This is a genomic window from Lentisphaera araneosa HTCC2155, from assembly GCF_000170755.1.
Lineage (GTDB): Bacteria > Verrucomicrobiota > Lentisphaeria > Lentisphaerales > Lentisphaeraceae > Lentisphaera > Lentisphaera araneosa.
Genome location: NZ_ABCK01000029.1, coordinates 28,523 through 47,720 on the forward strand (window position 1 = coordinate 28,523; position 19,198 = coordinate 47,720).

The window sequence follows — 19,198 nt, forward strand, 5'->3', positions numbered from 1 at the left end:
TATGGAAATCAAATTAACGGATATAATTCAGAAGTATAAAAAAAATCATGAATTATCAAGACAAGAAAAATGGTTCAATATCTATAAAGAGAGTTTAGCGCAAACACATGTTGATGTAAATCAAAATCTAACCGAATACTGTATGCAGTTAATAGTTAAATGTAAGTACCTTCGTTCTACAATTTCGATCTATCGAAATAATAGAAACCGACAGGTTAAAGTTCATATAGATGGTAATTACAGTATGAATAACCCATTAACAATAAAACTGTTGGAGTGGAAGGAGAAAATTGATTATCAATTAAATTACGATGATAATCAGTTGTGTGATATATCGTTATTATAATAAAAAAAGGAATGTAATTATGAGTATTAATTTAGTAGAATTAGCTGAGAAAGTTGCTCGTGAAGCACATCAGGGACAGTATCGTAGAGGTGGTGTTGTTCCTTATATTGAACACCCTAAAGCAGTCGTGAGTCGTGTAGGGAATGATGTTGATGCTCAAGTAGTCGCGTGGTTACATGATGTGATCGAAGACTGTGAAATGACTGCCGAAGACTTACTTGATAAAGGCTTTTCAGAGATACAAGTTAACGCAGTTGAACTGTTAAGTAAAACAAGAGAAACTGTATATACAGAATACTTAGAAGCAATTTCTCAATCACCTTTAGCAACTAAAGTAAAAATTGCTGATATGATTTCAAATTTAGCAGATATACCAACAAAAAAACAAATAAAAAAATATGCAAAAGCTTTATTAAGATTATCTAAAGAGTTATAAAATTAATCTTTAATTAGTTTAATTAAACAAAGTAAAACTAAAGGATAATCTATAACTCTCCATAATCGAACACTTTTTGAGCATAAAATGATTAGTCAATACTGTCCGTATCAATAGCAAAAAAAGTTATGTGAAAATCTTTAGTTTTAGTAAAACCTCTCCGTATGTTCGATTTTGAAATGAGACATGGTGATATAATCCCATCTATATTTCTTAGTAGAGTAGTTAGCCCATTTTATTTCGGGAGTAGATCCAAAATGTATTTGAGGCATACCATTTCTTTTTTTTCTTGGAACATATTTATCGACTGCGTTACATATGATTGTATGAGCAAATTCTTTTACTTTATCTAAATTCTTAGGTATGTTGATTCCACCGTGGTAATGTAAATGCCCGTTCAATCCATTAGATGTATCTATAACGGTTGAGGGACATATTTCGGGTACATAAATACCAATAATAGGGTTGTGGAGGCTTTTTCTTTTATGGTTGTTACCAAGGATGATCTTTTTAAATCTTTGATGCACGTAAAATAAAACAGAGGCTCCAATTGTTGGATCAACTATAGCATTTAAACTTACCGTGATGGGTGTGTTCAGTTGAGATAATTCATCGCGAAGTAATCTTTGATAGACCTCTACTTCTCGTTTTGTATAATTCATGACCTTATAATCCTTTATAGTTATTTATAAGGCATTATAAGATAAATAGTTTAAATGTTCGGATTAACTTAAAATAATCAATATTTCTTTAAGGATTTGGGCAGATAAAAGATAAATAGGCTAGTGATTTTTTTGCTTGTACGTTTTTGACTAAGCAATTTTTCTAAGAGGTCTTTTAAGCACTCGATCTAAACCTTGACGCGTCCAGAGTTTGCCAGACTGAGTTAGCTTACCTTCATCATTAAGCATATCAGCAATTTCTTGAACAGAGTGCCGTTGACGTTTGAGTTTTCTTGCGTATTTAACCACCTCTTGCTCCTCAGGAGTTTCGCCATATAGCTTTCTACCTTCACACTTACCTGTTTCAAGTTTTTTTGCTTCGCGGGCTTTCCTGAGTTTTGCGACCAATTGGCTTTTGTCCCATTCTGCGAAAACGCCCATCATTTGTGCCATGGCGCGTCGTGTAGGATCTGAACGGTATGCTTCGGTAATGTCTTCACCAGTTTCGGCAGAGACCAATGTTAAACCTTTTGTCATTAAGAAGTAGATGGTTTGTTCCTGTACACGCATTTGGCGCGCCAGACGATTTAGAGATTCAACATAAATAGTTTTAACACTATGAGCGTTACAGTATTCAATCATTTCGCTGAATGCGGGACGGTTCTCATGATCACTAGTTCCTGTTATTATATCTTTAAAGACTTGGTAGTCACCTTTTCCCGCGCATTTAGAGCAGGTTGCTAATTGGCGATCAAATCCATGTCCATCACGATTTGTTTCGGTGCTAATACGAAGGTAGAAAACGTGCATAGTAAAAACCTCTCAGTTAATGGTAGTGAAACTGCAACAGTATCTTCGAAAATAGTTGCAATTATGTTATATAACTATATACAATATAGTGCTTTATGACTAAATTTCAATATAATCAAGTGGGCGTTTTTTACAGAATGTTCTCTTAAAACGACAAGAGGTCAGGGAGTCATAGAGTAGGTGGATATGATTGGGCGCATGTAACCTGTTTTAGGAAAGTATAAATAACATAAAAGGATAAGAGTATGGAAATAAATAAATTAAGTCATTTACTTAAAATTTCAGAAGTAGCTGAAATTTTAAGCGTACATCGGAATACGGTTATGGGACTAGCTAAGCAGTCGTATAAAAGGCTTCCACTGATAAAAATTAGTCCAAGGAACTACAGGATATCTGAGGAAGCACTTATCGGTTTTATAGAAGGTAGGAAAGCTTCAGAAGAATCTAAAGATTTTTATAAATCGCGGGTAGAGGATGTTAAAAATAAAAAAAAGTAAGCCTGAAAATAAACCTGTTGATAGCAGTGATGTAGTCATCTTTGATGACGTATAACTTAAAGACAAGTCAATTATCATTTAAGGAGTGGCGGGAATTAATGATTAAAGAAGATTCCAGTTTTAAGGATAGAATTGAAAATGAAGAAGCAGAGTTGATTAATCTTAAAATGAACTAAAGTTCACACATTCAAATACACTTCTGCCATTGCATCGAGCTTTGGCTTAATCTCCTTCCAGTTAGGCATTAGCTGCCCCAGAAGCTGATAAAAACGAGGACTGTGATTGTGTTCTTCAAGATGACACAACTCATGTAAGATTACATAATCAACGCACTCTCTAGGAGCTTTAACAAGATGAGGATTCAAAACAATGTCACCTGAAGGAGAACAACTCCCCCATTGCTTTTGCATAGATAATAAACGCATCTTAGGTAAACCTTGCCTTGTCCATGGTAGCAAAGTCGATATCTCTTTAAGACGGCTATGGAAATAACTTTCGGCTTTCACTTTATACCAAGCGGCTAATAAAGTTTTCACATCAAGAGAAGAGCGACAATACACCTCGAGCTTACCTCGCCACATTTTCACAAATTTGTCATCACTCTCTACGACTTTTAGAACATAACGACGACCCAAATAAAAATGGCATTCGCCACTTATATATTTTCTAGGCCTTACATCTTGATTATGGAGTCGAATATCATGAACTTGCTTAATGATCCAACGAGCACGCTTTAGCACCTTATTTTTCACAATATTGAGGGGCGTCCCTTCAGGGCAGGAAACCAAAACAGATTCATTGTTTTTTACTTCAAATTTTAGTTTTGCTTCACTTATATAACAGCACTCAAAATGTATTTTCTCCTCTCCGTATAAAACGGAATGTATCATGCGTCTTTACCTGCACCAAAACGTGTGATTTGGATGACTTGCTCCAAAACTTCCTTAACCCTATCCATACCAATTCCCATTTTAAAAATCTGCGGCAGCAAATCTTTGCGAATCTGATTTTCAATATTTTGTGGACTAATAGAGTTCTCTGCTACAGCTTTATTCACCGTTTCATCAATGAGAAAAGATAGTTTAATAGCCTCGTTTTCAGGGATGTTCGAAAAGTCTTCATTTAAAACAATTTTAAACACACCATAGAAAGCTCTGGCATTTAAATTATCCGCAAAAACTTCAGGCAAATCATCAATCTGTCGATCGTTTAATTTATCCTCAAAATTTTTAAACAATGCATAGCCCTTGTAAGGATGGTTAAACATCGCTTTCGCTTCGGCAATGGCTTGGTTCAATAATTCCGAAAAAACCTTCTGAGCGTAAGGGTCATCCTTCAGTTCTTCATCAATAATTTTCTTGACGCGACTCTTGATGATATCCGTCTCATTACGAGTTTTCTCTTCAGTCCAATCCTCAGGCTTGCCCAGTTCACTCACCACGTAGACACCTTCAGGTTCACGAACTTCAGTTCCCGCAACATGCTTATTGAGTAATTTCCCAATGCGTTCTTCATAGAGGCTATAATCCACCGTTTCATTGGCATCATTACGGATGATTTTTCGTAGATTATTAAACCACTTTAAATCTCTTTTGTACTCTGATCTTTGCTCCTCAGTAAAACTTTTATCATCGTAATAATTTACCGAAGCTAAGGCCACTTTTAAACATGAGGAAAATTCATTTAACGCTTCATAAAAATCTTCTCGAACTTTTAGACGCTGATCATAACTATGGCCTTCGTCATCTGTTACTAATGATGGGATTAATAATTGACGGTACTGCTCGATGTCAGCTTTGTTTTTAATGTCTTTAAAGAGATCCCACAAGTCCGCATGAAGCTGGGGTAGTTTCTTATATTCAACACTCATTTCTGAGTATAAACCCGCCAAATCTTCTATATCATAACCATGCTGAGTACGCTCCGCTAAATCCTGATATGCTTGAATCGTCGTATCAAGCTCTTTCAGAATCCCGCGATAATCAATCAATAAGCCGAATTTCTTCTTACTATGCAGGCGATTCACTCGAGCAATAGCCTGAATGAGGTTATGAGCCTTTAAAGGTTTATCCATGTAGAGCACGGCATTCTTTGGTTCATCGAAGCCTGTGAGTAACTTATCAACCACAATCAGTAGATCGACACCATCTTCACGAGCGAAGTCCTCTATAACGGCCTTCGTGTAAGTCTGTTCATCTTCCTTACCCACATTCTTCTTCCACCACTCCTGAACTTCAGGCAACTTAGCTTCATCAACTTCTGTATGGCCCTCTCGAGTATCAGGCGCAGAAATAACCACTGCACTTGAGACTATACCAATCTCATCGAGGTATTTCTTATAACGAATGGCATCGAGCTTACTATCCGTAGCCAATTGACCTTTTAGACCACGATCAATATTTTTCACAAAGTGATCAGAAATATCATGAGCAATCAATTCAATGCGCCCATCTGTTTTATAGATCTGCCCCTTTTTGGCGTACTTCTTTTTTAAATCGACTTTTTGCTCTTCTGTCAAACCTTCAGTAATGCGTTCGAACCATTTATCAATAGCGTTTTCATTGACCTCTAACTCAGGGATGCGTTCCTCGTAGAGCAAGGGCGTTGTGGTGCCATCTTCAACCGATCTCTGCATTGTGTAAGCATGAATGATTTTGCCAAACTTATTGGTCGTTTTATCATCTTTGAGCAAAGGAGTTCCCGTAAAGGCAACATAAGCCGCATTAGGCAAAGCCTGCCTCATGCGCTCGTGATTCTCACCATTGTGGCTGCGGTGCCCCTCATCAATGAGCACCACAATGTTTTCACTATCGTTATAACATTCTTCCTGTTTAGATGCCGTATTAAACTTATTGATGATAGAAAAGATAATTCTTTCAGTACCTCTCCCTATGCGCTGAGCTAAATCACGACCTGAACTGACTTTTGATTTGGCTTTATCTTTTTTGCCACTTATCGCTCCACCACTCTTAAAAGTATTGTTGAGCTGTGTTTCCAAATCAACTCGGTCTGTCACCACAATAATGCGACATTCCGCGAGAGATTCATGCAAGAGTAAAGCCTTGCTCAAAAACACCATTGTGAATGACTTACCTGAACCAGTGGTATGCCAAATAACCCCACCTTCACGACCACCCTGTGGCTTGCGAGTATTAATTCTTTCTATGAGGCTACGAATACCAAAAAACTGCTGATAACGTGCCGCAATCTTCCCCGTCTTTTGATCAAAGAGGATAAAGAACTGAATGAACTCCAAGAAGCGCTTGGGTTCTAAAAGACTAATAATAAGTCGATCTTGATCTGTGGGCAATAACTCACCCTGAGCTTCACGCTCGGCAAAATATTTTTGAATCCATGCGGGTCGATGCTCAAAGAGCTGAGATTTTTTCGCTGAACTCAAGGCAGTATTTTTTAGACTAATGAAGTCCTCTTCAATGATGTTCTCCTCACGCCATTTAGCCCAAAACTTGGCAGGTGTTCCCGTGGTGGCATAACGGCCATCCAAGCCATTGATCGACATGAGCAACTGACTGTAAGCAAAAAGTTGAGGGATTTCTTTTATCCCCTGATTGCGGATATTTTGAGATATACCTTCTGCAAGCATGGCTTCATGAGTTTTACTGCCATCAGGTCGCTTGGCTTCGATCACGGCTAAAGGCAAACCATTGACAAAACAAATAATATCGGGACGACGGTTATGCAGTCCGTCTTCTGCAAGGACTTCCATTTCATCCGTAACATGAAAACTATTTTTATGGAATTCCTTCCAGTTAATGATTGGAATGGTTGGCGAAGCTTTTTTGCCATCAATAAATTCGGTAACAGTAATGCCCAAGGTAAGCTTATTATAAATCTTTTCATTGACCACCATCAAGCCTTCATTCATGCTCGGAGTTAATTCTCGAATGATTGTATCAATGGCATTATTGGAAAGCGGATGTTCCTGACCCTTCCATACAAAAGTCTGCTGCTGTAAGTACTTAATCAGCACATCACGCAAAATGACATTGGCGGTATTTCCTCCACGGTGCTTCAGAGCTTCTTCGGGATTCAAATACTCATAGCCAAGATTCATCAAAAGCTTAAGCGCGGGAATCTGTGAACTCAGTTCTTCTTTAGTTTGAGGTAAAGTACTCATTCTAAGACAACCAGCCCTTGATAAGAGACCACCCTGTTACACAAACAGGTATAACCAACATAAATAGTACTACTAGTATCATAGTAACAGTAAGTGTTAGGGGTACCTTATCTCTAAAAAATTTAAACTTTTTCTGTTCTTCAATCCATCCTATTTGATGCTCCCAAAAAAACTTATAATGCGCCCACCATCCACTAAATAATACCTGATCACTAATACAGGAGTCACAGTATTTAGCCTCAATTGAGTTCAATGTTACATTATGGTTTTCCAATGATTCTGGTGAGGCTTCTTTTACTTTAAAGTATAATGTCTTTAATTCATTAAACATTTTGATTAATTTATTCCCAGTTGCTTCATATTTATTGTTGTCCCTACTTCTCATTGAAATGTAAAGACCTATAATACCTAAAATAATTAAAGCTGCAGAAACCCAGTTAGTTGAGAAATTTTTACAAACTAATGCCAAAATCCCTACTGCCATTGAAAGGAAACTTATAACTCCAGGTGCTTTATTAACGATATCAAATGTTGCAAAGTGCTTCTTAGCGCCGAAACCTACATTGTAACCAGTTTCAGCTATATGTTTAAGTAGGTCATTTCTATCCATTCTATCCTCTCTGTATTGGTACTAAAATTAAATCTCTCGCCACTACATAGCCATTGTGAACAACATAACATTCAACTTCATGGTCCCCTCTAAAGTCAGAACTTTCTTTTTTAAGCATACTTCCCTTATCATTTAAAATTCTACCTCGGACGCAATCTCTTCTTTGAGCCTCTGTTCCCTTATTTAATATTTTCCACTTAATTGTGTATGGCTCAGGAATGTCATCTATACTTTTGACTTTAAACTCTAAGTCCTTATTGGGTTTAAGTCTCACTCCATTTATTATCATATTTAAAAGTGAGTCAGGCCTGAAACCTGTTTGAGTAACAGTACAATCAATCTTGAGAGAATATCGAATGTCAACAGGGTACTGGTCTTCAATAAATTCTTCTGTGTTGCGCCAATGTACTGTAAAGTTTTCAACCACTTCAGTGTCATCTTTAGGAAATTCACGTCCAAATATTTCTTTCCATTTGTTATGTGCCTTAGCTCCATCACCAGCTTCAATTGCTTTCAGGGAATCCTCATACGCTTGTTTTGCTTTCTTTTGAAATTGTTTACGAACTTTAACCTGCTGATTACTTCCTGGCGCCATATAATATTTTTGCTTAGGTCTGTTCTTTAAATATTCAAAAAAATCTCTAACAAGCCAATCATAATATGTATAGCTTTTATCATCGTAATATGTTGTCGACTCAAGATAGTTATAAGCTAGAGTATCTAACAATAAGCCTCCCATTGGTACTCCATTTTTATTCTTCCATGCGCGAATCATTTTACAAAGATGCCGAAGATTTTTATTTTTCCTATCGTTACTCGCTTTTATTTCATCCATTTCATGTCTTGGCTTAGTATCTTTCCAACTCCCACCATTATACGTGTCAGGATACTTAAAATAACTTTTGTCATCTTCTGCGTCCTGTTCAAAAGCAGGTTGAACTTCAACGTGAAAATTTTTATATTTGACCGTCACGACCAGTCTATCAACTTTAACGTCAGTTGTAGGGTATCTAGATTTAATCGCATTTTTCGCGTCTGTTAAAAGCTTAGACTGATCAGTTTTGTAGTCATCCCATTTTCCGCTTGGCATAATATATATCATATCCAAGTCCGATATGCCTTTGATACCAGTGTAGCGTCCATAAGATCCAACTTGTAAAGTATTATCCGTTTTAGATTCTGTATCTCTAAACTTTTTATTTAAAGCACTGGTAATTTCGCCATAACGCAGACTGATTTGGTCGTAATTATCTACCTTCATATTGCTAAGGAATGTTTTAAACATTTCTGTTGTCGTCATGATGACACTTCCCCAATTTTATTCGTTTTACTGGTGAGTAGTTGCTGTATGAGAGCTTTTTTCTGGCTATTTCTAATATTCTGTGCTACGAAATTACGTAAAGATTCTGACTGTGGAAGAAAGTCAGTTAAGAAGACGATGTTATGCCCTGCCTCAAAAGCAACATTTAGTGGCCCGTTTGTACTTCCTCGTTTTTCGTCAAGGGATAACACTATATCAACGACTGATCGGGCCGCTAAATCAATATCTGCTTCATTTTTGTATAAATCGGTAGACGCTTTTTTAGCTTGGTCTTCTCTGGAAAAGCGCTCTTTTAGAGTAGCTCTAAAGTTTTCGATTTCGGAGCAGGACCAAAAACCTTCATCCCAGCCTCCTGAGCGTTGCTTTTCTTCGGAGTGTCTTTCGTCTTTGAAGCCAAATAAAGAGCGCACTTTGACTCCTCTGTCACGAGCAGACCTGATAAACTCAATTTTCTCCTGTTGGTTTTTGATCGCTTCAGTCTCAAAGGAGACTTCTTTAGTAATGCAAATATCAAAAAGTTCAGTTGGAAACTCATCATGGATGTTGATCTGGTTTTCGAAAAGAAAGTCCCAGATATTATTATCAAGATAAATAGTGATCTTTTGGTGTTTTACCTCCCTCATTTCTTACGCCTCCTCTTGGACGCGTTTTTTACCTGTGAGTAGTTGCTGCATGAGAGCTTTTTTCTCGATGATGAGTTTATTTCGTTGAGACTCTAGTGAATTGATTTCTTTATCCTGTACCACAAAGATTTCAGTAAGTTTTTTCTGTTCAGTAATGCTAGGTAGAAACATAGGGATTTTGAGCATGTCACCTTTATTTAGTTTTGCTCGTGTGCCGCCATTTACGTAACCAAGTATATTCTTGTGAACCAGTGAATAATAAATCCATTCATTAGTTGTATTTTCTTTTGCCATTAAAATATGAGCGTGGTTATTGACCCATGACTTTCCATATGAAATATTTGCTATAGGACGAGTAGAAAATTCAGAGAAGTTCCCTCCATCTTCAGCGAGCAAAACTATGGTTTCATCGAAAATAAAATCATCAACATATCCTTGGATTCCATTCGCTCCCCAATACGGGATATCTCCTTTTCTTTTTTCACGTTCACTAGAATTAAGAGGGATTCTTCTATTATCGTGTGAATTTGCACACTCGGCCAACCTAATTTTTCTCCATTCATCAGTGAAACCTGGCAGTCGTTTTTTACCTGTGAGCAGTTGCTGCATGAGGGCTTTTTTTGTGGTCTTGCTATTGTCGATAAGTTTATCGAGTTTGTCGATGGCCTTGTCCCAAGTCCCTAATATTTTTGCGATCTTCTTTTGTTCAGGAAGGGGAGGCAGATTAAACTTGAATTTAAACCATTGATCCAACTTGAAAATCATTTTCTCAATATGAACGCCGATACTAGAATGGAAGCAGGTTTGTTGAAAAAACACTGAGTGCGAATGGTATTTAAGGAACTCCAGACAAATTTTACCATTTGAATCAAGAATTGAATATTCGTTTGATACAATAGAACCGTCTAATTCTTTAGGTACAATACCACAAGCCCCGTGGACAATCTGTCGTTTAGAAATAAGAAAATAGCCTTCCTTTAATAAGAATTGACTCTTTACAGAAATATTTTTTCCGAGTAGATGTTCGCGTCGAACTAAACCGCCCCTAGCACGCTTAACTGTTACTAAATCATACTCTTTATCATCTTCTAATTTTACTTTGTCCTTAACCTCAATAAGATAATTTTTTAAAGAAGATTGAGTCCACCCTTCGGGGACAATTTTCAGCTTGGGTATCCCTGGCTGAACCGTTGGTGGATATGCTGATTGATTAGCCATTTTAATAGCCTAGCTCTTTGAGAAAGTCTTCCATCTGAATTTCGATTTCGCCTAATTCAGCTTTTAACTGCTTTCGTTCTTTGAGGACGACCTCTAAGTCAATTTCTTCTTCCTCTTCAAAGGTATCGACATAGCGTGGGATATTGAGATTGAAGTCATTTTCTTTAATTTCTTCAAGGCTGGCGAGGTAGGAATATTTATCTATAGCCTCACGGTCATTAAAGGTTTTGATGATTTTTTTAACATTCTCACTACTGAGTTTGTTTTGATTCTTGCCTGAATCAAATTCGCGTGAGGCGTCGATGAAGAGGACTTTTTTGTCATCTTTTTTCTTTTTGAAGTAGAGAATTGCGGCAGGAATTCCCGTGCCGAAGAAGAGATTAGCGGGTAAGCCAATCACGGTATCGAGCAAGTTTTCTTCAATGAGTTTAGTACGAATTTTTCCTTCACTGGAACCACGGAACAAGACGCCATGGGGAACAACAACTGCCATGCGCCCTGACTGAGGCTTAAGGGTTTCAATCATGTGGGAAATGAAGGCGTAGTCACCCTTAGTTTTCGGTGGGATACCACGACGGAAACGCCCAAATTTATCATCACTAGCCCCATCATGCCCCCATTTATCTAAGGAAAAGGGAGGGTTAGCAGTTACGATGTCGTACTGTAAGAGCTGTCCTTGAGAATCAATGAGCTTGGGATTGCGCAGTGTATCGCCCCATTCGATGCGGTGATTATCTTCACCATGGAGGAACATATTCATTTTCGCTAATGCCCAAGTAGAACCAATAGATTCCTGTCCAAAGAGAGCGTAGTTTTTTGAACCATTATGATTTTGCTGAACCTTGCGACCGCATTTCATGATTAAAGAACCCGATCCTGTGCAGGGATCGCACATCTCGTCACCTTCCTGAGGATCGAGGATTTCTGCCATGAGGTCAGAGACTTCAGGAGGGGTAAAAAATTGCCCCGCCGTTGAGCCTCCACCTGCTGCGAACTTCGCAATTAAGTACTCATAAGCATTGCCAATGATATCGAGTTTACCCACGCGGCTGGGACGTAAATCCAATTCAGCTTCCGCAAAGACCTCGAGTAAATCCTTGAGGTGTTCATTCTTTTGCTTTTCTTCACCGAGCTTATCCGAGTTAAAACTAATATCCTGAAATACCCCGCGAAGCTTTGAGAGATTGCTTTCTTCAATTGCATGGAGGGCCTGATCAATTCTTTCGCCATTTCCAGCTTCGTGCCGCTTCTTGTAGAGGTACTTGTAATTGGACTCTTCCGAGAGAATAAAACGTTCACTCTTCATCATCTCCGCAATCAGTTCAGGCTCATCGCCATATTGCTTTTTATAATTATCATAATGATCCTGCCACACATCCGAGAGATACTTCAGGAAGAGCATGGAAAGGATATAATCCTTGTAAATATCCGCCGAAATTGTCCCCCTAAAAATATCGCAGCACGACCAGAGCTTCTTATTTATATCGTCTTGGTTAATTTGAGTTGTCATGATTAGTTTCCCCTTGTAAAAGTTTAGAAAGTTTTTGTGCGTGAAAATATGGGCTGTGAATAAAATAAATTGTAGCGAATGAAATTGAGGTGATCAATATTTGAGCTGTCCAGTTTATCGGTGAAAAACCGCATATAACTGACATGTTTATAGATATTATTACTGCGATTACACTTATCACTAAGGACCAAAATGTAATTGACATAAATGTTTTATTAGAATTCGGCTTACATTGAAGGTCATTATTCGAGATTTCACAATACGGCATAGCTTCCTTAACTAAGAATTCAGGAATCGAAGGTCTCTTTTCAAAAAACGATTTAAGTGTTTGTGCATTTAGATGTGAGAATTCACGACCAAACTTATCCTTCATGTAAATGGATAAAGCACTCCTTTGTATATAGTTCTCTTTAGAGTTTAATAAATCATCAAGCATTTTGAGTTTATTAAACCCTATAGTAGTTCTGGTAGTTTTTGACTGTAGATAGTCAATTAGTTTTAGTAATACTTCAATCATTTCCCCTCCTTAAGAATTTGATTAGTTAAAGCTATATTTGCTACTGAGTTATTCTTTAGCATTTTTTGTAAAGTTAGTTTTTTTTCCAAATGTAACTTATGTAAAAGCACAATTTTTTCTTGCATTGCTATGCTTGGGGTTTCTATAAGCATTGCTTCCATCATTGCTCTAGTTATTGTAGGGAGAGCAGATCCTTGTGATGCTTTGAGTAAATGTTTTTTTGCTGAATAAGAAACATTGAGAAACCACGTCAAATATTCAGGTAGAATTTTGGACGTATCATTGACACGGATATGGATAAAATGCTGTGATAGTACTGTCGGCAATTTAATTTCTTTGGCACATACAGCATAATTATGATGACCGCGGGATATAAAGGCTATGTCGCCATCCTCTAAGGTTATTGTGGGTTTGCGACCAGGTAGAGCTGTACGAGTAAGGGCATTTATATCAATGCCATTGTCAATATCGATGTTTTTTAGCTGCACGACTAAAAAATCACCATCTAAAGCAGGGGTGATTTTTCCTCGAAAAGAATAGCCAGAACGTATGCTTGCTAATTGATTTAAAGATGGCTTCATAGGAATAAGTGCATTTCAGTTGATGATACACTTATCTTAGTGGCCTTTAGTGATGATTCAAATGTGCTTTATAAAAAAAAATGCGTCATTAACTAAAATGCACTTATTTATAAATATCATACAAGGTGTTTATTATAAAGTATTTACGTAACTTACTTTATTTTATGTGATGAAAAGATTTACTTTTTCTTCCTCCGTCACACATGTTTAATTATCAAGAGTCGACCTTGGTGTCTTTTAAAACCTAAAGTAAGGAGCTATAAAAATGGCTAATATTGAAGCAAAAACATTGTTCTGTGAAATTGAAAACAGAAAAATTGCCCAAAAAGTGAAAAAAATCACTAAGGGCGTTATTGAGAAAAAGTTATGGAATCAAAATGATTTTGGAGTGTCATTGTCTTGGTGGGGAAGATGCACGGCGATTTTTCCCTTTAATTTAGTGGAACTTAAAAAGGAATTTCCAGAAGTTGATTTTTATCTTATCAATCAATACGAAAATGATTTTGTGTCAGTGACTAAATATGAGGGAGATCATAAAGCGCGGATCTTAACTTTTATTGAAAATGCTGAGTTTTTCAAAAAGGTTCCCAAAGAAAAATCTGAATTGACAAACCTAGATCTAAAGAAGTTATTAGAAATTGATTCAATGTTTTTTAGTCCATCTGTCCCGATTGATGTTGATAGTGAGGAATATGACAAATGTTATTTTAAACATCGGTTTATACAAGAAGAGGGCTTTTTAGAGTTAGAGAAAGTTGAAAGGCTGAAACTTTTAAGTGGTGTACTTTTCAGTAAATGTCCTTTTCAGAATGCTTACGTGAGAAATAAGTTTGCAGCAAATGAGCAAGAGGTGCTTTTGGATATGACGCTAGATGAGTTAGATCAAAAAGAAAACTGTCAGAGCATAAGTGATAAACGAAAAACGGTTTATAAAATGTTAATGGAAAAAGCAGATGATTTAGAGTTTACAGGGGAGGTGTAGTTATGGGTACTTTCTATAAGAATACGTTGACTTTCATGGGTAATGATGAACAAATATTTGAGCTACAAGATCTGTTGAAATATAACGATTTTCCCATTCATAACAAGAGTTTTTATTCTGACGAAATATGTAATGCTACTAATGTTTTTGGCTCAAGAAGTGGTATTGAGGTTCATGATATAGATGATGAGCATGGAATGAAACTAGAGTGGGAAAATTTTGATGGTGGTTGTTCAATCCGTTTTTATACGACAAATGGGTCAGCATTAGTGTTTTTAAGTTTGCTTGGGGTATGGTTTCCTGATCTTGACTGTTCGTTGATGTACACCAGTCAAGAAACTAATTACGAAGAACATGATTGCTATGAAGTAGACGGATTTGGGAATGTATCGTATAACCATTCTGAACTGCATATATACTCTGATTCTAATGGTGTATACAATAGTCCTTTTTTAGATAATAGAGTGGTTAGTTGAGGCGGGTAGAATGGAATTTTCATATACTTCAGAGACGCTTAAATACTTGCGTCATCATTTACAAGCAGGGATTGCTACAGGTAATATTACGCTTAAAGAGTTTACAGGTGTGATGTCGACATTGGAAAATACTCTAATTATGGATAGAACGAATGATGAGAGTGATAATTGGCTGAAAGTTAAAGACGTTCAATTAAGGTTGTCTGTTAGTAGGCAGACTGTTTCACGATTGATTCAGGCGAATAAACTGAAAGTTAAAAAGGTTCGTAGATCAATAAGGATTAGCGAAAAATCATTAAATGATTACTTAAGGACAAGTTAAAACTCCTTTATTAAGGATAGCTATCGCCCTTACAGTAATGTGAGGGCTTTTTGTTTGTTTGTGTTCTATGAATGTATAAATTTTATAAAGTAACTTAAAAAATGGGTGGACCTTGATATATTAGATGTAGGAAATGGCGTAATAAATGGCGTAATAAATGGCGTACATGTAAAACTGTTATCTTAATATGCCCTTGTGTACCTGATTGCAGACAAGTGAAACAAAAAAGCACTTACATTGCTGTAAGTGCTTATTTTGAGTGGGCAATACTGGACTCGAACCAGCGACCTCTTCGATGTCAACGAAAAGTTCTTGAGCACAAAATACAAAAAATATCGTAGTTTGTATCGTAAATTTTTCGGTGGAGGGTAGTTTGATTTGATCAAATTTTATCAATCATGCTCATGAGGGTTCACGCTATGAAAACAGGAAGAGAAGTTACCACAGGCAAGAATATCAGAAGGCTCAGACAGTCGAACGGGAAGTTGACTAAGTACTGGCAGTATTCATTTATGTATAATGGCAAAAGGTATGGCGGGAGTACTGGATGTGTAGATAAGAACGACGCTGAAGAATTTGCAAAGAATAAAAAAGAAGTTTTGAAATCAGAGTTTAATAAGGGCTCAAAGAAAATAGATCGTTATATTCAAACTAAAGCAATAAAAAGTTTTACTGAGAAGGTGACTCGCGACGTTAAAGGCGATTCAATAGTATTAGATAAAGTCTGGGATATTTTTAAAAAAGAAGCGCCAGCACTCATGAAGCGCGAACCATCCCCAACTAAATGGAAACAAAAAGAAAGTTGTTGGAATGACTTTAAAGATTTCTTGGAAAGTAAAGAGGTCGAAGATTTGCGCCAAGTCAGTAAATCTCATGCGCAAGAATATGTAGGATTGTTGAAAGATTCGGGAAAGTTTAACAAAAGAATTATTTCAAAAAAAGGGTCATACACTTCAGAAATTAAAGAACTTTCACCATCTACAATTAACGAGTATATGACCCATATAAAACAAGTTTTTACTCTTCTACATGATAGAGCTAACTTGTTAATAAATCCCTTTGACGGCATCCCCAAAGTTGATGGTAAGAAAAAGAAACGAGATGTTTTTGAAATTAGTGAACTAACAAAGATTAATGATTTTCTTGTTAAGGGCAAAAGCTGGAAATACTCAAGCAATCCAAAATTAGATATTTTGATTCTGCGAACTTTATTTATTGTAGGTCTGAATACTGGACTTAGACGCGGTGATATTTGCATGCTGGACTGGCCAAGTGTTGACCTAGATAAGAATCGAATTTCTTTAGAAAACTCTAAAACAGAAGTGTTCGTTTCTATTCCAATTTCAGCGCCTTTAATGACTTTTTTAAATGAACGCCATGCCATTACTGGCGGGAGTGGCTTTGTAGTGCCTGAGCTGGCTGATATGTATCAAAATAATAGTGACGGGATAAGCTACAGATTTCGTCAGATGTTGGATAAGTTAAAAATCAAAAATACTAAAGAGGTAACAGGTCGAACGGTTGCGGTATCTAATAAAGATATTCACTCTCTAAGGCATACTTTTTGTTATCTCCATGGGATACAGGGGACGTCTATTCAAGAATTGCAGTTGATGACTGGACACCTTACGCCAAAGATGACAGAAGCCTACATGATGCACAAGACCGAGCAACTAAAGGAAAAGGCGCAAAAAAGTATTGAAGAATTTACAGATTTTACTCAGCTGGAATTGAAAGATAAAAAGAAATTGACTCGCGATGAGATTTTGAAAATGGTGTCGACTATGACGGCTAAAAACTTTCAGAAAGTGAGAAAGGAGATTTTGAAAAATGGATGATAGTTCGATAGGTGGAGAACCGTTAGATTTAGGCGATGATTTATATTTTGATGATCTTGTGGGAGTACCCAAAGAAATTGGCGGGATTCAGCTAAGTGATGACCAAAGAGAATTCATGGGTTCGATTCATCCGAATAGTCCTATTTATGATTTTCTCAATTTAGGTTTACCCAACGGATTAAAACCAAGCGCTAATCCAATAGCTGAACAATATACAAAAGAATACTGGGAGGAGTTAATAGCTTATGAAGGATACACCTCTCTAAAGCATATGATATACCATGAGTATGATAAAAAATTCTTTCGCTTTGATGAAGACCTAAAGGATGAAGAAATTAGAGATATGGAGTGTAATCAATTTGGTTACTTCGATGCTATAACAGATGCTAAGAAAATTTTGAATAATGGAGGTGGATTTCAAGGTTTAAAGGATTTAGCGCGTGAATTAATTGCTAATGAAATAAAGGAAGAAATAAAGAAAACTATATCAATTGGTGACCAAGATGCGCTTCTTTATTGTCTCGCATATTTTCAGATTTACTTTTATGCGTTTGAACAGTCAGCTTTTAAATCAGCCTATTATGACTTATTGGAGGAGGTTAATCATTTTGGTGATGAGAGTTATAAAAAAGTTCTTGGTATAGCTCAGAAGCCACCTTTAGTGGCAGAGAGTTGGGAAGATATAATTCTGTTAACTGAGAAGTATAAAAGCACACTAAAATATGATACTGATGGCAACTTTATGTTTGATTTAAAAGTGTATGTGAAGAGTCGTGGTGAAGGAATAAATATTGATCGTGAAAAACTATATGTTGATAAAGTGCCTTCCGCATTGGCGCGGTTTGTTAGGAGATATCAAGGCACAAAAATACAACAAGATGGCTATCTCCTTATGAAGGCTGGTTCAAGGCAACGAAACAACACGTTTAAAAACGAGGTGAGTCGTTTAAGAAAAGCAATCTTAGAAACTATTAAGGTGGAAGACGCGAGAGGTGATATGAGGAAAGGTGAAAAATTTGTGTTTGAAATTTTAGATAAAGGTAAGGTGGGAGTGGCTAAAAAACTCCTCTCTATGGATAATATAGAGAAAGATATCGAAGAGTAAAGGAGGACGTAAACCGCAAATGATATTGAATAAAATTGATCATTTTTTTTCATGCTCAGCAATGGATTTAAGTAAGGAAATGTAATCATTACTCTCAAATCTAGGAGTAATTACTCCCGAAAGTTAATTCTCGACACTGATGTCAAAATGAGAAATTAATTAACGAGAGTTATAAAATGATTGATAATAATCCTTATCCTAAAAATATTGCAGAAGCTGCTTATTGCCTATTAGTCGCGTTCAATCCTCAGCTAACACTGGATGACATTCAGTCCTTTGGAGCTGGCAAGCCTCAAGGCGCGTCATTGTGTCGAGTTAAAGAAGTGGCGCGAGAGCTAAGCGTATCTGAAATAACTGTTCGCCGTATGATTAAAGACGGTCGCTTAAAATCCATTATGATTGGTGGCAGTATTCGCGTCTTCCAAGATTCAGTTAATGAATTGATGGGGGTGGCGTAGAATGAAACTCAAAAAAACTTTTGAATTAAATATTCAGCATAATGAAATTCATCATCAAATAAGAGTAGATGAAAAAGGTAGATTTTGCCTTACTGACATGGCTAGATACTTTCCAAGAAAAAGTTTAAAGCAATGGCTAAAAAATCAATCAACAAAAGAGCTTCTTACAATTACAGAGGATTTTTTAAATGGGGTAGATTTGCCCCATTTAAAAGTTCTTTCTACAAAAAAAGGTCGACACAATTCCGGCACTTATGCCCATGAGATAATCGCCATGGACTTTGCAATGTGGCTAGATCCCAGGTTTAAATTAAAAGTAATTCTTTCATACACGGAAGGAAAGGACGCTTTAAAGGGTTGGAACATCGACAGGCAATTATCTGCACGAGCGAATAAGGTTCAATGTGAAGCCATTGAAGAAGTGAAGGAGTCCCCTAAGCCATACCATTATTCAAATGAGGCTAAAATGATAAACAAGATTGTTTTTGGCTATCATGAAAAGAATATAAGAGACCAAGCGACAAGTGAGCAATTAGAAGAAGTCTACAAGCTGATGAATTTTAACGCGTGCCTCATGAAGCAAGGTCTAAGCTATCAAAAAAGAAAAGAGACGCTTAATGACATTGTGAGGGCGGATTCATGCGCATGAGGAATTTTAACTTTCAAAACCTAATAACGGCATTTATTGCGGGTGCTGTTTTCATGTTCGCAATCGTCACAATTATTCTATAAAACTATACGCCCCCTT

General features: G+C 36.8%; 21 protein-coding genes. 10 read left to right on the forward strand and 11 right to left on the reverse strand.

Features of this window, described 5'->3' with window-relative positions:
• The first annotated feature begins 1 nt into the window (after nucleotide 1).
• Entirely contained in the window at nucleotides 2-346 is a 345-nt protein-coding gene (locus tag LNTAR_RS20740; RefSeq protein WP_007280723.1) for a hypothetical protein, read from the forward strand.
• Between the two features lie 19 nt (nucleotides 347-365).
• Complete coding sequence (locus LNTAR_RS20745) at nucleotides 366-782, forward strand: HD domain-containing protein (RefSeq protein ID WP_007280724.1); 417 nt, start codon at nucleotides 366-368, stop codon at nucleotides 780-782.
• Between the two features lie 146 nt (nucleotides 783-928).
• Here LNTAR_RS20745 and LNTAR_RS20750 read toward each other — a convergent pair whose 3' ends face one another.
• A complete protein-coding gene (locus LNTAR_RS20750; protein WP_007280725.1) occupies nucleotides 929-1,444 on the reverse strand; it encodes a hypothetical protein in 516 nt (171 codons plus the stop codon).
• A gap of 150 nt (nucleotides 1,445-1,594) precedes the next feature.
• Nucleotides 1,595-2,254 (reverse strand): recombinase family protein, encoded by a 660-nt coding sequence (locus tag LNTAR_RS20755; RefSeq protein ID WP_007280726.1) that lies wholly within the window; start codon nucleotides 2,252-2,254, stop codon nucleotides 1,595-1,597.
• 245 nt (nucleotides 2,255-2,499) lie between these two features.
• Here LNTAR_RS20755 and LNTAR_RS20760 point away from each other — a divergent pair, with 245 nt between their 5' ends.
• The gene (locus LNTAR_RS20760) at nucleotides 2,500-2,751 is read left to right on the forward strand and encodes a helix-turn-helix domain-containing protein (protein WP_007280727.1); all 252 of its coding nucleotides are present in this window, start codon (nucleotides 2,500-2,502) and stop codon (nucleotides 2,749-2,751) included.
• A gap of 179 nt (nucleotides 2,752-2,930) precedes the next feature.
• Here the strand turns inward: LNTAR_RS20760 and LNTAR_RS20765 are convergent, their stop codons facing one another.
• From LNTAR_RS20765 to LNTAR_RS20805, 9 genes are read right to left on the reverse strand one after another with little or no spacing between them, the layout of a single operon-like run.
• The gene (locus tag LNTAR_RS20765) at nucleotides 2,931-3,641 is read right to left on the reverse strand and encodes a M48 family metallopeptidase (RefSeq protein WP_007280729.1); all 711 of its coding nucleotides are present in this window, start codon (nucleotides 3,639-3,641) and stop codon (nucleotides 2,931-2,933) included.
• Nucleotides 3,638-6,889, reverse strand: a complete 3,252-nt coding sequence (locus tag LNTAR_RS20770; RefSeq protein WP_007280730.1) for a type I restriction endonuclease subunit R — start codon at nucleotides 6,887-6,889, stop codon at nucleotides 3,638-3,640. The genes LNTAR_RS20765 and LNTAR_RS20770 overlap by 4 nt, the downstream gene beginning before the upstream one ends.
• Before the next feature lies 1 nt (nucleotide 6,890).
• Nucleotides 6,891-7,499: an SLATT domain-containing protein gene (locus tag LNTAR_RS20775; RefSeq protein WP_007280731.1), complete on the reverse strand. Its 609-nt coding sequence runs from the start codon at nucleotides 7,497-7,499 to the stop codon at nucleotides 6,891-6,893.
• Nucleotide 7,500: 1 nt separating this feature from the next.
• Complete coding sequence (locus LNTAR_RS20780; RefSeq protein ID WP_007280732.1) at nucleotides 7,501-8,799, reverse strand: nucleotide-binding domain-containing protein; 1,299 nt, start codon at nucleotides 8,797-8,799, stop codon at nucleotides 7,501-7,503.
• Complete coding sequence (locus tag LNTAR_RS20785; protein ID WP_007280733.1) at nucleotides 8,796-9,443, reverse strand: hypothetical protein; 648 nt, start codon at nucleotides 9,441-9,443, stop codon at nucleotides 8,796-8,798. Before LNTAR_RS20785 ends, LNTAR_RS20780 begins: the two co-directional genes overlap by 4 nt.
• A 3-nt stretch (nucleotides 9,444-9,446) precedes the next feature.
• Complete coding sequence (locus tag LNTAR_RS20790; RefSeq protein WP_007280734.1) at nucleotides 9,447-10,661, reverse strand: restriction endonuclease subunit S; 1,215 nt, start codon at nucleotides 10,659-10,661, stop codon at nucleotides 9,447-9,449.
• 1 nt (nucleotide 10,662) lies between these two features.
• Entirely contained in the window at nucleotides 10,663-12,171 is a 1,509-nt protein-coding gene (locus LNTAR_RS20795) for a type I restriction-modification system subunit M (protein ID WP_007280735.1), read from the reverse strand.
• Entirely contained in the window at nucleotides 12,155-12,688 is a 534-nt protein-coding gene (locus LNTAR_RS20800; RefSeq protein ID WP_007280736.1) for a hypothetical protein, read from the reverse strand. The genes LNTAR_RS20795 and LNTAR_RS20800 overlap by 17 nt, the downstream gene beginning before the upstream one ends.
• Nucleotides 12,685-13,269: a restriction endonuclease subunit S gene (locus LNTAR_RS20805; RefSeq protein ID WP_007280737.1), complete on the reverse strand. Its 585-nt coding sequence runs from the start codon at nucleotides 13,267-13,269 to the stop codon at nucleotides 12,685-12,687. Before LNTAR_RS20805 ends, LNTAR_RS20800 begins: the two co-directional genes overlap by 4 nt.
• 265 nt (nucleotides 13,270-13,534) lie before the next feature.
• On the opposite strand from LNTAR_RS20805, the gene LNTAR_RS20810 reads away from it, so the two are divergent.
• From LNTAR_RS20810 to LNTAR_RS20840, 7 genes are all read left to right on the forward strand, one after another.
• Entirely contained in the window at nucleotides 13,535-14,251 is a 717-nt protein-coding gene (locus tag LNTAR_RS20810) for a hypothetical protein (RefSeq protein WP_007280738.1), read from the forward strand.
• Nucleotides 14,252-14,253: 2 nt separating this feature from the next.
• Nucleotides 14,254-14,727, forward strand: a complete 474-nt coding sequence (locus LNTAR_RS20815) for a hypothetical protein (RefSeq protein ID WP_007280739.1) — start codon at nucleotides 14,254-14,256, stop codon at nucleotides 14,725-14,727.
• A gap of 10 nt (nucleotides 14,728-14,737) precedes the next feature.
• Complete coding sequence (locus tag LNTAR_RS20820) at nucleotides 14,738-15,049, forward strand: helix-turn-helix domain-containing protein (RefSeq protein ID WP_007280740.1); 312 nt, start codon at nucleotides 14,738-14,740, stop codon at nucleotides 15,047-15,049.
• A gap of 419 nt (nucleotides 15,050-15,468) precedes the next feature.
• Complete coding sequence (locus LNTAR_RS20825; protein ID WP_157473752.1) at nucleotides 15,469-16,887, forward strand: tyrosine-type recombinase/integrase; 1,419 nt, start codon at nucleotides 15,469-15,471, stop codon at nucleotides 16,885-16,887.
• Nucleotides 16,880-17,992 carry a hypothetical protein gene (locus LNTAR_RS20830; protein ID WP_007280742.1) on the forward strand — a complete coding sequence of 371 codons (1,113 nt, stop codon included), beginning with the start codon at nucleotides 16,880-16,882 and terminating at the stop codon, nucleotides 17,990-17,992. The genes LNTAR_RS20825 and LNTAR_RS20830 overlap by 8 nt, the downstream gene beginning before the upstream one ends.
• A gap of 176 nt (nucleotides 17,993-18,168) precedes the next feature.
• Nucleotides 18,169-18,450 carry a helix-turn-helix domain-containing protein gene (locus tag LNTAR_RS20835; RefSeq protein WP_007280743.1) on the forward strand — a complete coding sequence of 94 codons (282 nt, stop codon included), beginning with the start codon at nucleotides 18,169-18,171 and terminating at the stop codon, nucleotides 18,448-18,450.
• Between the two features lies 1 nt (nucleotide 18,451).
• Nucleotides 18,452-19,099: a KilA-N domain-containing protein gene (locus LNTAR_RS20840; protein WP_007280744.1), complete on the forward strand. Its 648-nt coding sequence runs from the start codon at nucleotides 18,452-18,454 to the stop codon at nucleotides 19,097-19,099.
• Nucleotides 19,100-19,198 lie beyond the last annotated feature (99 nt).